The 12,789-nt window shown below is 46.0% G+C and carries 13 protein-coding genes; 8 read left to right on the forward strand and 5 right to left on the reverse strand.

All coding sequences use genetic code 11. From position 1 onward, the window contains the following. The first annotated feature begins 5 nt into the window (after window positions 1–5). Genes BUB19_RS19735 through BUB19_RS19755 form a run of 5 tightly spaced genes read left to right on the forward strand, consistent with a single transcriptional unit; the run spans window position 6 to window position 3,788 of the window. Complete coding sequence (locus tag BUB19_RS19735; protein ID WP_073097066.1) at window positions 6–1,400, forward strand: bifunctional UDP-3-O-[3-hydroxymyristoyl] N-acetylglucosamine deacetylase/3-hydroxyacyl-ACP dehydratase; 1,395 nt, start codon at window positions 6–8, stop codon at window positions 1,398–1,400. Then, window positions 1,397–2,176: an acyl-ACP--UDP-N-acetylglucosamine O-acyltransferase gene (gene lpxA / locus BUB19_RS19740; protein ID WP_073097067.1), complete on the forward strand. Its 780-nt coding sequence runs from the start codon at window positions 1,397–1,399 to the stop codon at window positions 2,174–2,176. Before BUB19_RS19735 ends, lpxA begins: the two co-directional genes overlap by 4 nt. 1 nt (window position 2,177) lies before the next feature. Further along, complete coding sequence (locus BUB19_RS19745; protein WP_073097069.1) at window positions 2,178–2,813, forward strand: ABC transporter ATP-binding protein; 636 nt, start codon at window positions 2,178–2,180, stop codon at window positions 2,811–2,813. 44 nt (window positions 2,814–2,857) lie between these two features. Next, entirely contained in the window at window positions 2,858–3,340 is a 483-nt protein-coding gene (locus tag BUB19_RS19750) for a hypothetical protein (RefSeq protein ID WP_073097071.1), read from the forward strand. 22 nt (window positions 3,341–3,362) lie between these two features. After that, entirely contained in the window at window positions 3,363–3,788 is a 426-nt protein-coding gene (locus BUB19_RS19755; protein ID WP_073097073.1) for a nuclear transport factor 2 family protein, read from the forward strand. A gap of 18 nt (window positions 3,789–3,806) precedes the next feature. Here BUB19_RS19755 and BUB19_RS19760 read toward each other — a convergent pair whose 3' ends face one another. Together BUB19_RS19760 and BUB19_RS19765 are read right to left on the reverse strand one after the other, a co-directional pair. After that, the gene (locus tag BUB19_RS19760; protein WP_073097075.1) at window positions 3,807–6,194 is read right to left on the reverse strand and encodes an endonuclease MutS2; all 2,388 of its coding nucleotides are present in this window, start codon (window positions 6,192–6,194) and stop codon (window positions 3,807–3,809) included. Continuing rightward, the gene (locus tag BUB19_RS19765) at window positions 6,191–6,532 is read right to left on the reverse strand and encodes a DUF4296 domain-containing protein (protein WP_073097077.1); all 342 of its coding nucleotides are present in this window, start codon (window positions 6,530–6,532) and stop codon (window positions 6,191–6,193) included. The genes BUB19_RS19760 and BUB19_RS19765 overlap by 4 nt, the downstream gene beginning before the upstream one ends. A gap of 106 nt (window positions 6,533–6,638) precedes the next feature. Between BUB19_RS19765 and BUB19_RS19770 the strand changes: the two genes are divergently transcribed. Genes BUB19_RS19770 through BUB19_RS19780 form a run of 3 tightly spaced genes read left to right on the forward strand, consistent with a single transcriptional unit; the run spans window position 6,639 to window position 9,442 of the window. Then, window positions 6,639–7,517 (forward strand): DUF58 domain-containing protein, encoded by an 879-nt coding sequence (locus tag BUB19_RS19770; protein WP_073097079.1) that lies wholly within the window; start codon window positions 6,639–6,641, stop codon window positions 7,515–7,517. Then, a complete protein-coding gene (locus BUB19_RS19775) occupies window positions 7,510–8,409 on the forward strand; it encodes a hypothetical protein (RefSeq protein ID WP_073097081.1) in 900 nt (299 codons plus the stop codon). Before BUB19_RS19770 ends, BUB19_RS19775 begins: the two co-directional genes overlap by 8 nt. Then, the gene (locus BUB19_RS19780) at window positions 8,402–9,442 is read left to right on the forward strand and encodes a vWA domain-containing protein (RefSeq protein WP_073097083.1); all 1,041 of its coding nucleotides are present in this window, start codon (window positions 8,402–8,404) and stop codon (window positions 9,440–9,442) included. Before BUB19_RS19775 ends, BUB19_RS19780 begins: the two co-directional genes overlap by 8 nt. A 74-nt stretch (window positions 9,443–9,516) precedes the next feature. Here the strand turns inward: BUB19_RS19780 and BUB19_RS19785 are convergent, their stop codons facing one another. The 3 genes from BUB19_RS19785 to BUB19_RS19795 all read right to left on the reverse strand — a co-directional run bounded on the left by BUB19_RS19785 (window position 9,517) and on the right by BUB19_RS19795 (window position 12,770). Then, a complete protein-coding gene (locus BUB19_RS19785; RefSeq protein WP_073097085.1) occupies window positions 9,517–10,938 on the reverse strand; it encodes a Gfo/Idh/MocA family protein in 1,422 nt (473 codons plus the stop codon). A gap of 195 nt (window positions 10,939–11,133) precedes the next feature. Beyond that, window positions 11,134–11,388, reverse strand: coding sequence for an amidohydrolase family protein (locus BUB19_RS19790; protein ID WP_143156106.1), 255 nt, complete (start codon window positions 11,386–11,388; stop codon window positions 11,134–11,136). A gap of 11 nt (window positions 11,389–11,399) precedes the next feature. Next, window positions 11,400–12,770 (reverse strand): TrpB-like pyridoxal phosphate-dependent enzyme, encoded by a 1,371-nt coding sequence (locus BUB19_RS19795; RefSeq protein WP_073097089.1) that lies wholly within the window; start codon window positions 12,768–12,770, stop codon window positions 11,400–11,402. Window positions 12,771–12,789 lie beyond the last annotated feature (19 nt).

Consider the following 12,789-nt stretch of genomic DNA (forward strand, 5'->3'; position numbering starts at 1 on the left):
TTTTAATGAAAGTAAAACAACATACCATAAAAAAGCAGGTCACGCTTTCAGGAGTGGGCTTACATACCGGCATAGAAGCCAACATGACATTTTTACCCGCTAATCCCAACCATGGCTATAAATTTCAGCGAATGGATCTGGAAGGCCAGCCAATCATCGATGCTGACGTGGACAATGTGGTAGATGTATCCAGGGGCACCACGCTGGAGCAGAGTGGAGCCAGGGTATTTACGGTCGAACATGTACTGGCTGCATTGGTGGGGATGGAGATTGACAATGTGCTGATCCAGCTCAGTGGGCCGGAGCCGCCGATCCTGGACGGGAGCAGCATCCAGTTTATCAATATTCTGGAAGATGCGGGTCTGGAAGAGCAAAATGCCCTACGCAGATTTTTTGAGGTCCCTGAGAGCATCCATTATAAGGATAGTGCACGGGAAGTGGAGATGGCTGCCCTGCCCCTTGACGACTTTAGGGTCACTGTAATGGTAGATTATAATTCCCCTGTGCTCGGAAGCCAGCATGCGTCGATTACGGATATCAGTCAATTCAGACAGGAAATTGCGTCCTGCCGGACATTCTGCTTTTTGCATGAGCTGGAAATGCTCTACAACAATAACCTGATAAAGGGAGGAGACCTGAACAATGCCATCGTAGTAGTGGACCGCGTGGTCGAAGAAGCGGAGCTGTCCAACCTGGCTAAAATGTTCAACAAGCAAAAAGTTGAAGTAAAAAAAGAGGGGATCCTGAACAATGTGGAACTTCGATACAAAAATGAACCCGCACGGCACAAGTTACTCGATGTAATCGGAGACCTTGCCCTCGTAGGACGGCCCCTGAAAGCTCAGATACTTGCTGCAAGGCCGGGACATGCGGCCAATGTAGCTTTCGCAAAAAAAATCAAAAGGGCGATGGAAAAATCAGGCCCCATGAATATTCCCTATTACGACCCCAAGTTACCGCCTGTATTGGACATCAATCAGATCAGCAACATACTGCCGCACAGGTACCCCTTTCAGCTGCTGGACAAAATCATTTACCTGGATGATAAGTTGGTAGCAGGAGTGAAAAATGTTACCATTAATGAACCGTTTTTTATGGGCCACTTTCCAAATAATCCGGTCATGCCCGGCGTTTTGCAGGTGGAAGCCATGGCTCAAACCGGTGGGATTTTAGTTCTCAGCACTGTAGATGACCCGGAAAACTATTGGACCTATTTTCTTAGCATCGAAAACTGTAAGTTTAGAAAAATGGTATTGCCTGGAGACACATTGATCTTCAAATGCGAGCTGCTCAATCCGATCCGGAGAGGAATCGCTAAAATGAAGGGGGAGGCTTTTGTAGGAAATGCCCTGGTATGTGAAGCCATCATGACTGCCAGCATCGTAAGAAAAGACACATGATCAGCAAATTATCCGAAATTAGCGACAAGGCCCGACTGGGGGAAAATGTTTCTGTAGAAGCTTTTACTTCCATCCATTCTGATGTAGAAATTGGTGCAGGTACTTGGATTGGCTCGAATGTTACCATCTATCCGGGAGCAAGAATCGGTGAAAATTGTAGAATCTTTCCAGGAGCAGTCATTGCTGCCATACCGCAGGATCTGAAGTATAAGGGGGAGGATTCTCTGGTGGAGATTGGAAACAACACTACCATAAGGGAGTTTGTAACCATAAACAGGGGTACGGCCGATAAGCAGACCACCCGGATAGGCAATGATTGCCTTTTAATGGCTTATGTACATATTGCGCACGATTGTCTCATTCATGACCGGGTTATTATTGCCAATTCTGTCCAGGTGGCAGGACACGTGACCATCGATGACTGGGCATTTGTGGGCGGTAGCAGCGCCATACACCAATTTGTCAAAATAGGAATGCACAGCATGATTTCAGGTGGCTCCCTGGTAAGAAAGGATGTACCGCCGTTTACCAAAGCGGCCAGGGAACCTTTAAGCTATGCCGGAGTAAATTCTTTGGGACTGAGAAGAAGGGGATTTGAAAGCAATACGATCAGTGAGATCCAGGAAGTGTACCGGTACCTGTTTTTGAATAGCTGGAACAATAGCAAAGCCCTGGAAGAGATAGAAATCAACCTTCCTGCCACGAAGGAAAGAGATGAAATTGTCAATTTTATCCGTTCCTCAGAAAGGGGAGTGATGAAAGGTTACATTCAGTAATATGCTCGCCCTCAAGCTTCATGAAGCTGGCAAGAAGTTTCAACGGGATTGGATTTTCAAAGGGCTGAACCTCAGCCTGAGCAGCGGAACGAAGTTAGCCATTACCGGTAATAACGGTTCGGGAAAATCCACGCTCATCAAATGCCTGTCGGCCCAAATGCCCCTCACCGAAGGTAAACTCTCTTTTTTTCTCGGGCAGCAATCAATTTCTCCCGAAGGTATTTACAGGTACCTGACCATCAGTGCCCCTTACCTGGAACTACCAGAGGAGTTTACTCTCAAGGAATTTTTAGATTTCCACTTTCAATTCAAAAATCCGGAAAAAAATATCAGCACTACATCCCTGCTACGTCTGCTGTATCTGGAAAGTGCCGTCAACAAACCCATATCCGTTTTTTCTTCAGGTATGAAGCAAAGACTAAAACTTGGCATTTGCTTTTTTTCAGATGCGCCGCTGGTCTTACTGGATGAGCCCACCTCAAATCTGGATCGCAGGGGCATACAATGGTACAGAGACATGATGGATCGATTTGGAAAAGACAAATGCCTCGTAATTGCATCCAATGATCCCAAAGAATATGATTTCTGTGAACAAATTCTTCGTTTGGAGGATTATAAAAAGCACAGTTTTATTTGAAAAGAAGCGGAATTGATTAATTTTACTACTCTAGTCGAATAAGTATGAAAGGATTGAAGAATTGTCTCCTGGCCTCCATTCTTCTTTTGGGCTTTATAGCCTGTAACGGAGGGGATGGTGAAGGTCCGGCAAAAACAGCGGAAGAGCTGGCCACAGAAAAGCTTAGCGGTGTCTCCGGCAGCCAAACCTGGACAGTCAGCAATGGAGGATCAGTCACCCGCGATGGAAGCCCCCGTACGGCTGAGTTCGCAGATTTCCAGATACGGTTTATTGCCAATAATACCGGAAAATCCTACATTACCGAAAACAGTAACCTGCTATTCGATACCAACGGCAGCTGGGCTTTCGAAGGGGAAAATTTAGACAAGATCATCCTTTCCGGCATACAGCCGGCCGCCAACAGAGAAATATCCTTTACCAGAAACCAAAATACGCTGAGGCTGGAGTGGGCAGTACCTGCTCCGCAAAATGCACGGGTGAAGGCCCTCGCAGGTTTTTATGTTTTTGATCTTATTTTAATGGAATAATATAAAAATACCCATATAGCCCATGTTCAAATATCTGTTTCTGATCTCCTTTCTGGCCGTTACTTCATTATTTGCCCAAAACAAACAAATCGCAGCCGTAGAAAATGCCGTTACTGAGTTGACCAGGGCAATGGTAGATGGTGACGAGGTCCGACTCAAAAAGCTCACGCATGCCCAATTGACTTACGGCCATTCCAACGGGCTCATCGAAAATCAGTCTGAGTTTATTCAGGCACTGGCATCCGGCGAATCCAATTTCACCGAAATCAATATCGAAAACCAGACGGTAGATATTTCTGGCAATATAGCGCTGGTAAGGCATTTTCTGATAGGCCGCACACACAATAAGAACAGTGCGCCTGCTCCTGTTAATCTAGGGGTGCTGACGGTATGGCAGAAAAACGGAAAAGATTGGCTTCTTGTGGCCCGCCAGGCCTTCAAACGATAAGGACATACACGGTAGTAATTACTGCCTGAGTTGAACCAGGGTAACACCGGCCCCTCCTCTATCGGCATGCTCATCCGAAAAACCGGCGACAGCAGACATTTTTCGGATCATGTTGCGGGTAAGGTCCCTTAAAATACCATCACCTTTTCCGTGAATGACCCTCAAGTCGTTGATTCCCAGCATGTAACCCTCATCTATAAAATTCTGGAGGAGTTGGACTACTTCTTCTCCCCTTTTTCCCCTGATGTCCAGATTGGGAGAAAATTCCGCCATTTTACTGGTGGTATCGTAGGTTATTCGGTTTCCTTTGGCCTTTCTTTCCTTCTTTAGTGCTGTATTGGATATTTTTTCCAGACGGTTTAGCCTGACGTTGGACTTGAGATCACCGATGAGGATCACAGCCTGCTTGCCTTTGATATCCATCACCTCAGCCAGAGCCCCGTTATCTTTTAGTCTTACCTGATCACCAATGCCAATGGAGCCGGCCAATACCTCAATCGATTTCTTTTGCTGAACTACCGGTTTTTCAGGTTTGATGCTGGCACCATGTGCTTCAAGTTCTTTTCTCAGTTGCCGGGTAGCTGCCTGATCTGCCTGAGACTCCCTGATGGAGCGGATGGTATGCTCAATTTTTTTATTGGCCTCCTCCATCAATAGTTTGGCCTGGTTCTTTGCCTCATTGATGATGTTCTTCTGTTGCTCGTCAAGGGTAGACTTCAGGGAATTGTACTCCTGTAGGCGCTGCATGAGCAAGCGGTCTTTTTTCTGAACCTCTGCCATCAGGCTTTCATACTTGTTCTTTTCACTCTCTACCTTCAGCAGCAGTTTTTCGTACCTCACCCTGGTTTCGCCCACCTGAGCCTTTGCATGTAGGATAATCTCCTTCGGAATACCGATTTTACCGGCAATTTCAAATGCAAAGGAACTTCCCGGTTTACCGATTTCCAGTTCGTACAAAGGCTCCAGCCGGTCTACATCATACCGCATGGCTCCATTGATCATTCCCGGACTCTTAGACGCCAACTGTTTGAGGTTTCCGTAGTGGGTGGTAACAATACCAAAAGAACCAGACTTATTCAAGGCTATCAAAATGGCTTCTGCGATGGCCCCTCCAAACTGTGGCTCCGTCCCTGTCCCAAATTCATCGATAAAAAATAAAGTTTTTCTATTGGCATGAAGGGTAAAATACTTCATGTTCATTAAATGGGAGCTGTATGTACTCAGGTCATTTTCTATATTTTGTTCATCCCCTATGTCAATAAAAAACTGATCGAAAATACAGCAGGTAGAACTGGGATCCATGGGCACCAGTAGTCCACACTGGTACATGTACTGCACCAGCGCCACAGTTTTAAGTGTTACCGATTTGCCACCCGCATTGGGTCCTGAAATCACCAGGAGCCGGTGATTGTTGTCCAGGTGGATACTGACGGGCACGATACCTTTTTGCTGTTGGCGAAGTGCCATTTCCAAAAGCGGGTGCCTAGCTTTTTCCCAGGCCATATCTTTACCCATCACCGGGTTGACGGCATTGATCTTCAGGGCAAACCGGGCCTTTGCACGAATGAAATCAATCATTCCCAAAAAATAAAATGCTCTCCTCAGCACCGGAATGTAGCCTCTCAGTTCATCGGTCAGTTTGGTAAGGATCTTTTGTACTTCCCTGCGTTCCATATACTCCAGGTCCTTGATCTCATTGTTGATATCAAGGACTTCTGCCGGTTCCAGATAAACGGTCTGACCTGTAGCAGATTCGTCATGGATAAAGCCCTTGATCCGCCTTTTGTACTCTGCCAGAACGGGGATCACCATCCTTCCTCCCCTTACCGTCACGGATGCATCTTCAGGTGTAAATCCCTGAGCCTTTACCGAGCGGTAGATATGATCCAATACTTTCCTGATCCTGTTTTCTTCATAAGCTAGCTGGGTCCGGATAAGGTTCAGTTCCTGAGAAGCATTGTTTTTTATTTTCCCCTTCTCATCGATCACCCTGGCGATACTACCCGACAGTGGAATATCTTCTTCCACCATCCCAAGTAGTTGGTAAAGTTGGGGATACTCTTCGTGAAACTTGCTAAAGAAAGAAACACATCCGTCGAGGGTTTTCAGCCCAAGCCTGATCTCATGGAATTCATCCTCAAATAAAAAGGTACCTTCAATTTTCGCTTTTTCCAGATAAGGGTAGATATTGACAAAATCAGAACCGGGAAAAGGCTCACCAGCCACTAATATCTGTCTGAATTCCTCTGTTTGTGCCAATAGCTTGGTAAGTAGCTTTCTATCCCTCGAAAAATTTACCTTGCTGACAAAGTCCACACCCAAACTGCTGGTACATTCATCTCTGATCAATTCCTTGATTTTGTCAAAATTGATCTTTTCTTCCAGATTTGAAGGATACAAATTCATCTATTGCTGTTCATTTTCTCTCTTACCGTCAATGAATCTATTGTACGCTCGTACAAGTATTCCATTTTGGCCACATCTCTCAAATAGTATTCCAGGCTTTCCACATACACGCTATCAGGAATACCGTATTTATCGAATATTTGTTTTTCGAGAATCGGATACAAAACCCTGGTAGAATCATAGGGTATGGAAAGCGATTGGACAAATCCCTCAGTCAAATGGATATCAACCAATATATTTACCATTTGATCTTCGGAGAGAATGTTCTCCGGTTTGTCTTCATCGCTGCATGCAGTAAGCACAAAAGCAAAAGCAAGGGCTAAACAAGTATATTTCACAATTCAAAATTACCCATTTCCTTTCACAATTGACAATAAGTAAAAGCAAAGTCGTTTTATTATTCAATAGAGACTGCTAAATTAGGCCTCTCATTGAGACCGGAAAATGAACCAGCTAATAAAAAAATTAAGAAGATATGAAATCACCATGAGAAAAGTGGCTAACAGCCACCTTCAGGGTGATCACCAATCCATTTTTAAGGGGGCTGGACTGGAATTTGATGACCTTCGTCCCTATCAGTATGGAGACGACATCAGGACTATCGAATGGAAAGTGTCGGCCAAGGGGCATGGAACCTTTGTCAAAACCTTCAAGGAAGACAAAGATCAGGCCGTCTATTTTCTTCTCGACGTCAGCGGATCTCAGGATATCGGTAGCAAAAAAAGAAAAAAAATTGACCACGGCCGGGAAATAGCGGGCGTTTTGACTCTCGCCGGGATCCATGAAGGCTCGCAGGTGGGCCTGATAAGCTACTCCGACGAAAAAGAGAAGATCATTTTACCGGGAAAGGGAAGCCGGCAGGCAGTCAAAATCATCAAAGCAGTTTTTAACCACCAAAACAGATCTTTCGGCACAGACCTTTATGGTATGTTTACGTTTTGCCTGAACCTGATCAAAAAACGAAGCGTAATTATCATCATTTCAGACTTTATTGATGAAAACTACGAAAACCCTTTAAAAGCACTCGCCAAAAAGCACGACCTGGTAGTACTTCAAATGACCGACCCCATAGAATCAGCCCTTCCCTCTCTGGGCATCATCCCGGTATTTGACAAAGAAGGGGGAAAAACCACCTGGGTCAACACGGCCTTTGGTGGATTTTCAAGAAAAATAGCAACCTCTTTCTCCAGCGACAGGGATAAGCTAAAGGATTTTTGTAAAAAAAATCAGATCAACTACCTGCAAATAGACACCCAACAAGATATCGTTCTGCCTTTAATGGAATTATTCAAGTTGAGAAACAAAACCATGAAGCGTGGATAAAGGAGCGAAACTTTTCTTACTGATCTGCTTTTACATCATCTCTTCGAGATTGTGCGGGCAGGAAATAGTGGTGGAAAGCTACTTTCTGCAGGATTCTGCCATGCTCGGAGAGCGTGTCGGCTATGTCCTGAAGGCCCGTTATCCCAGCGATCTTCCATTGCTATTTCCTGATTCCACATATAATTTTGGGGAATTTGAACTTTTGGAAAAGCAATCCTTTGAATCCTACACGGCAGACAGTATCAGTCTGGATAGTGCAGTATACTGGCTATCGAATTTTTCGCTGGATTCTGTAAAGAGTTTTCAAATGCCGGTTTTTGAGATACTGAAATACGATAGTATCAGTCATTTTTCGGAACCTGCCGCTCTGGCATTAAAGCTTACCATAGCTGAAATGCCGGAAGAACTCGCCTTCCAACAAAATGACAATTACCTCAATATCCCGACTGCATTCAACTACCCCTATCTTATTTTAGGTTTGGTGGCTCTGGTAGTGGTAATTGTCTTGGCCATATATTTCTTCGGTGGAAAACTCAGAAAACGTTGGCAGATTTACAGGGAAAAGAAAAAATGGAAACATTTTCTAAACAACTGGGAGCAATCCATGCAAACCCTGGTCGAGAAGCCGGAGATTCAGGAGGCAGATGAACTTCTGGGACTTTGGAAAGGCTATCTGGAGAACCTTACAGGCCTCCCCTACAAGGAATGGACCTCCACCGAGATCGCTGATTACCTCCAAAATCCGGATATAGTCAAGGACTTTAGAAAAATAGAATTGATCATATATGCCAACAGGATAGACGACCATATCAGAGAAGCCTGTAACAGTCTGCTGGATGTTTCCAGGCAGCAGTTAGAAGGAAAAATTGAAAATATTCGACAGCATGAATGACATCTCTTCCTATATCTCATGGTCCTGGTTTAGCCAGGAAACTTTCCGTTCTTATGAATGGGAAAATTTCTTTCTGCTGCACCTGATATGGGCTATTCCACTAATTCTGTTGATCAGGAAATTTACCAAACTGCTGAAAAAACCGGTTCTTGAGCTATCTCTCCCCAAAATGGTCTCCAGAAATAATCCCTGGACCTACCTGCGATTGATCCCTTCACTTTTCTTTTTGCTATCCCTGTGGATGGTGGTAATTGCGCTGGCCAGGCCGCAGCGTACCAATGAAAAAGTAGAACAATATACCGAAGGAATAGATATCATGCTGGTGATGGATATCTCGGAGTCGATGGATTTGCAGGATTTTACCCCAAACCGCCTGGAGGCAGCAAAGGAAACAGCCATTGACTTCATCAACGGAAGGGTAGCCGACCGTATCGGCATGGTGATCTTTTCCGGAGAAGCCTTTTCTCTGGCACCGCTGACTACAGACTATGAGCTGCTGACCGACCTGGTAGAAAGCATTACCTTCAACATGATGGATGCCAAAGGTACAGCCATCGGCAGTGCTGTTTCCACGGCTACCAACCGGATGCGGGAATCAGAAGCGAAATCCAAGGTGATGGTACTCTTGAGTGACGGCGATAACAATGCTGGAAATGTGGATCCGATATTTGCTGCGCAGTTGGCCGAAGCAATGGACATTAAAACCTACACCATTGCTGTCGGGAAAGACGGTATGGTTCCCTATGGTACAGATTTTTTTGGACGACCTCAAATGATAGAAAGTTACCTGAATGAGGAAACCCTCAGAGATATTGCCAGGATCACCAAAGGAGAGTTTTTCAGGGCATCTGACGACCAGGCGCTCGAGAATATTTTTGCCAGGATAGATGAGTTGGAAAAAGCCGAAATCATCGAATCCAGGTACAAGGAAACCATGGACTATTACAGACCTTACCTGTTTTGGGGTATTGTATTTTTCTTCTTGTGGATGATCCTTAAAAGCACTTTCTTCAATAACTTTCTATTGGATTGATGCGCTTGCACAAAATCCATAAAAAAATCCCGCATTTCGTAAAATGCGGGATTTTTTTTACCCAACAGTTGGGATCAACTCATTTCCCATCCCTGGCGTACTGGCTCGCTGATGTAGCGGTCTGCTTCAGGAAGTCCTTTGGCCTTGAGATTTGCCGCATCCCAGTGTATTTTCTGACCATTCATCCTCAGCGACAATACTCCCAGAAGCGTAATTTCGGTAAGGTGTGCCCCATATTCGAAATTAGCACTGGCAGCAGGTCCTCCCTTAATGGCGTCCACCCAATCCCTGAAATGTCCCTTCGACCGGGGAATGGTTTCCTTGGGCTTTTCCATGTTTTCAGCCAGGCTTTCGGGAAAAACGTAGGGGACCCTGTCACCCCCGTTTACAATGATACCCTTATCCCCCACAAACAGGGTACCTCTGGATGGCCATTGGTAGCCCGATGGCAGCGAGGGATGCAACGGTGGTTTCACTCCCCCGGAATACCAGGTCAGTTGAATGGGCTTACCCGTGTTGTTTTCAGGAAAATGATAGTAGCCAATCTCCCCATAGGGAGCAATGTCCTGATTGCTAAAGCCTGCGGGGAAAACTTCTATGGTCTCCGGGTCACCCAATTCGAAAGCCCAGGTGGCCGCATCCATGTCATGGCAGCCAAAATCTCCCAGCGCCCCGCATCCAAAATCCCAAAAATCCCTCCAGGTAACGGGAGAATACCATTCATGGTAAGGCCTGTTGGCAGAGGGGCCAAGCCAAAGATCCCAGTCAAAGCCATGGGGCTTAGGCGAAGCAGCCACTGGTACTGCCCTCATTTCGGGAATCCATCGGGAAGCCGGCACCCAGGAGTGGGTCTCCCTCACTTCTCCAATCACACCTGCTCTGAGGTATTCCACCGTCTGCCGGATACCGTCTGTACTGTGACCGACATTGCCCATTTGGGTAGCTAGCCCGGTCTCCCTGGTCAGCTCCCGGATCATTCTGGCTTCCCTGATATTATGTGTGAGTGGCTTCTCGCAGTAAACGTGTTTGCCCATTTTCATGGACGCATAGGTTATATATGCGTGGGTATTGTCTGGTGTGGAGCAGCAAATGGCATCGAGGCCTTTTTCCTTTTCCAGCATCTCCCTGAAATCCAGGTATTCATTCAATTTATAATTCTCTGTCTTGTCTTCATAATGATCCTCCACCCGTCTCTTCACAGGACCTCTCCCGGCGATAGATCTGTAGTAAAAATTAGCCAAATCCCAGTATTCACCAGGGTCTGCTATCGCGGTGATCTGTACATCATCCAGCTTCATCAGATCCTCGGCATTTTGGCGACCTTTTCCGCCCACACCGACCATGCCAATATTCACCTTGTCACTCGGCGCCACATGGCCTTTACCTCCCAGTACAAATCTGGGTACAATAAAAAAACCGGCCGCACCCAGACTGGAAGTCTTGATGAAGTTTCTTCTGGAATCTGTATTTTCTACTTTTTCTGGTTTATCAAGCATCCTGAAATAATTTTTTGTGAATTCAATTTAAAAATCAATCGTTATTCTTCCTAAATAATTTGTCGTTCTATGGAAAAATTATCGGAAAACCATGGCAAAAGCTCATATCCTATATACCTCTGCTGCATTGCTGTAAAACAATTTTTCTTTCTCGCCTTTTGACATTGCATTGGTAAGGGCATAAAATATCTGCATCTATCGCTCCAGGCTTTCGGCTTGCAGTAGCACGGGCCAGTCACTTCCATACATGAGCCTTTCCACGCCAAACACCTCCAGCGAGGTGTCGAAATAGGGATGTAGCTCCTGCTGTCCCACACCCCGAGAAGCACGCGTAAGCAGACCGGATACTTTGCAGTAGACTTGCTCTGTCTCTGCAAAAGGGCGAATGGCACTGGCCCAGGATTTCCAATCCTGATTCCGGATATCCGGATTAGCCATGTGATCCAACACAAAAACCTGATTTACACAGGAATGGTCGGCGTTCCTAATTTTGCTATGGAGGCTTCAATATCTTCCTGGCTCAATTCGTGCTGCTTTATTTTTCCGGCAAAATAATCATCGTAGGCCTTCATATCGAAATTTCCGTGCCCACATAGATTGAACAAGATGGTTTTGGAAACCCCCTCCTCTTTACACTTTTTCGCTTCCCGGATAGCGGTAGCTATGCCATGGTTGGCTTCAGGCGCAGGGATTATACCCTCTGAACGGGCAAAAAGTACGCCTGCTTCGAAGATCTCCAGATTGTCATGAGCCTGTGCTTCGATGAGTTTATCTTTTAACAATTGACTTACGATAACGCCTGCACCGTGGTAGCGCAACCCACCCGCGTGAATGGGCGCCGGAATAAAATCGTGTCCCAGGGTGTACATGGGTAAAAGCGGCGTCATTCCCGCGGTGTCACCAAAATCATACCTGAACACCCCTCTTGTCAGCTTTGGGCAGGAAGAGGGCTCACTGGCAATACAGCGTATACGGTGTCCTCCTTCGAGATTTAACCTGAGAAAAGGAAAGGACAATCCGGCAAAATTTGAGCCTCCACCAAATGGAGCAATCACGATATCGGGAAGATCACTGCCTGCCTTTTCCAGTTGTTTGATCGCTTCCATTCCGATAATGGTTTGGTGAAGTTTCACATGATTCAGTACGCTACCCAGGGCATACTTGGTATCTTCTCTGCTCGCTGCCATCTCCACGGCCTCGGATATGGCTATTCCCAGACTTCCCGGTGAATCAGGATACTCAGCCAATATTTTTCTTCCCGCTGCAGTCCGTTCCGAAGGAGAGGGATACACATTCGCTCCCCAGGTATTCATCATCATCTTACGGTACGGCTTGTCCTGGTAGGATAATTTCACCATATACACGTCGCAGGCGATGCCAAAATGCTGGCAAGCAAAACTGAGCGCACTTCCCCACTGTCCTGCTCCGGTTTCTGTGGTGATTCTTTTGATTCCCTCCTGCTTGTTGTAATAGGCTTGAGGGACGGCCGTATTGGGTTTATGGGATCCAGAGGGACTCACACCCTCATACTTGTAGTATATCCTGGCAGGTGTATCCAGGGCTTTCTCCAAACCATAGGCACGGTACAATGGGGTGGGTCTCCAGATACTATACATGTTTCGCACTTCATCCGGAATAGGCACCCACTTGTCAGTAGTCACTTCCTGCCTGATCAAGGCTTCCGGAAACAAGGGTGCCAAAGCATCGGGACCGATAGGTTCCAGCGTACCGGGATGTAGAGGCGGCAGCGGCTTGTTCGGCATATCCGCAATGATGTTGTACCAGTTTTCAGGTATTTCACTTTCTTCCAGATTGATTTTTCTGATTTTCATTCAATGATTATTTTTTAGG

Source organism: Cyclobacterium lianum (assembly GCF_900143075.1).
Lineage (GTDB): Bacteria > Bacteroidota > Bacteroidia > Cytophagales > Cyclobacteriaceae > Cyclobacterium > Cyclobacterium lianum.

Coding starts and splice junctions, on each gene's coding strand:
- BUB19_RS19745 (WP_073097069.1), top strand. CDS start 2,178: ATGCTCGCCCTCAAGCTTCATGAAGCTGGCAAGAAGTTTCAACGGGAT.
- BUB19_RS19785 (WP_073097085.1), bottom strand. CDS start 10,938: ATGCTTGATAAACCAGAAAAAGTAGAAAATACAGATTCCAGAAGAAAC.
- BUB19_RS19795 (WP_073097089.1), bottom strand. CDS start 12,770: ATGAAAATCAGAAAAATCAATCTGGAAGAAAGTGAAATACCTGAAAAC.
- BUB19_RS19760 (WP_073097075.1), bottom strand. CDS start 6,194: ATGAATTTGTATCCTTCAAATCTGGAAGAAAAGATCAATTTTGACAAA.
- BUB19_RS19735 (WP_073097066.1), top strand. CDS start 6: ATGAAAGTAAAACAACATACCATAAAAAAGCAGGTCACGCTTTCAGGA.
- BUB19_RS19750 (WP_073097071.1), top strand. CDS start 2,858: ATGAAAGGATTGAAGAATTGTCTCCTGGCCTCCATTCTTCTTTTGGGC.
- BUB19_RS19770 (WP_073097079.1), top strand. CDS start 6,639: ATGAACCAGCTAATAAAAAAATTAAGAAGATATGAAATCACCATGAGA.
- lpxA (WP_073097067.1), top strand. CDS start 1,397: ATGATCAGCAAATTATCCGAAATTAGCGACAAGGCCCGACTGGGGGAA.
- BUB19_RS19780 (WP_073097083.1), top strand. CDS start 8,402: ATGAATGACATCTCTTCCTATATCTCATGGTCCTGGTTTAGCCAGGAA.
- BUB19_RS19755 (WP_073097073.1), top strand. CDS start 3,363: ATGTTCAAATATCTGTTTCTGATCTCCTTTCTGGCCGTTACTTCATTA.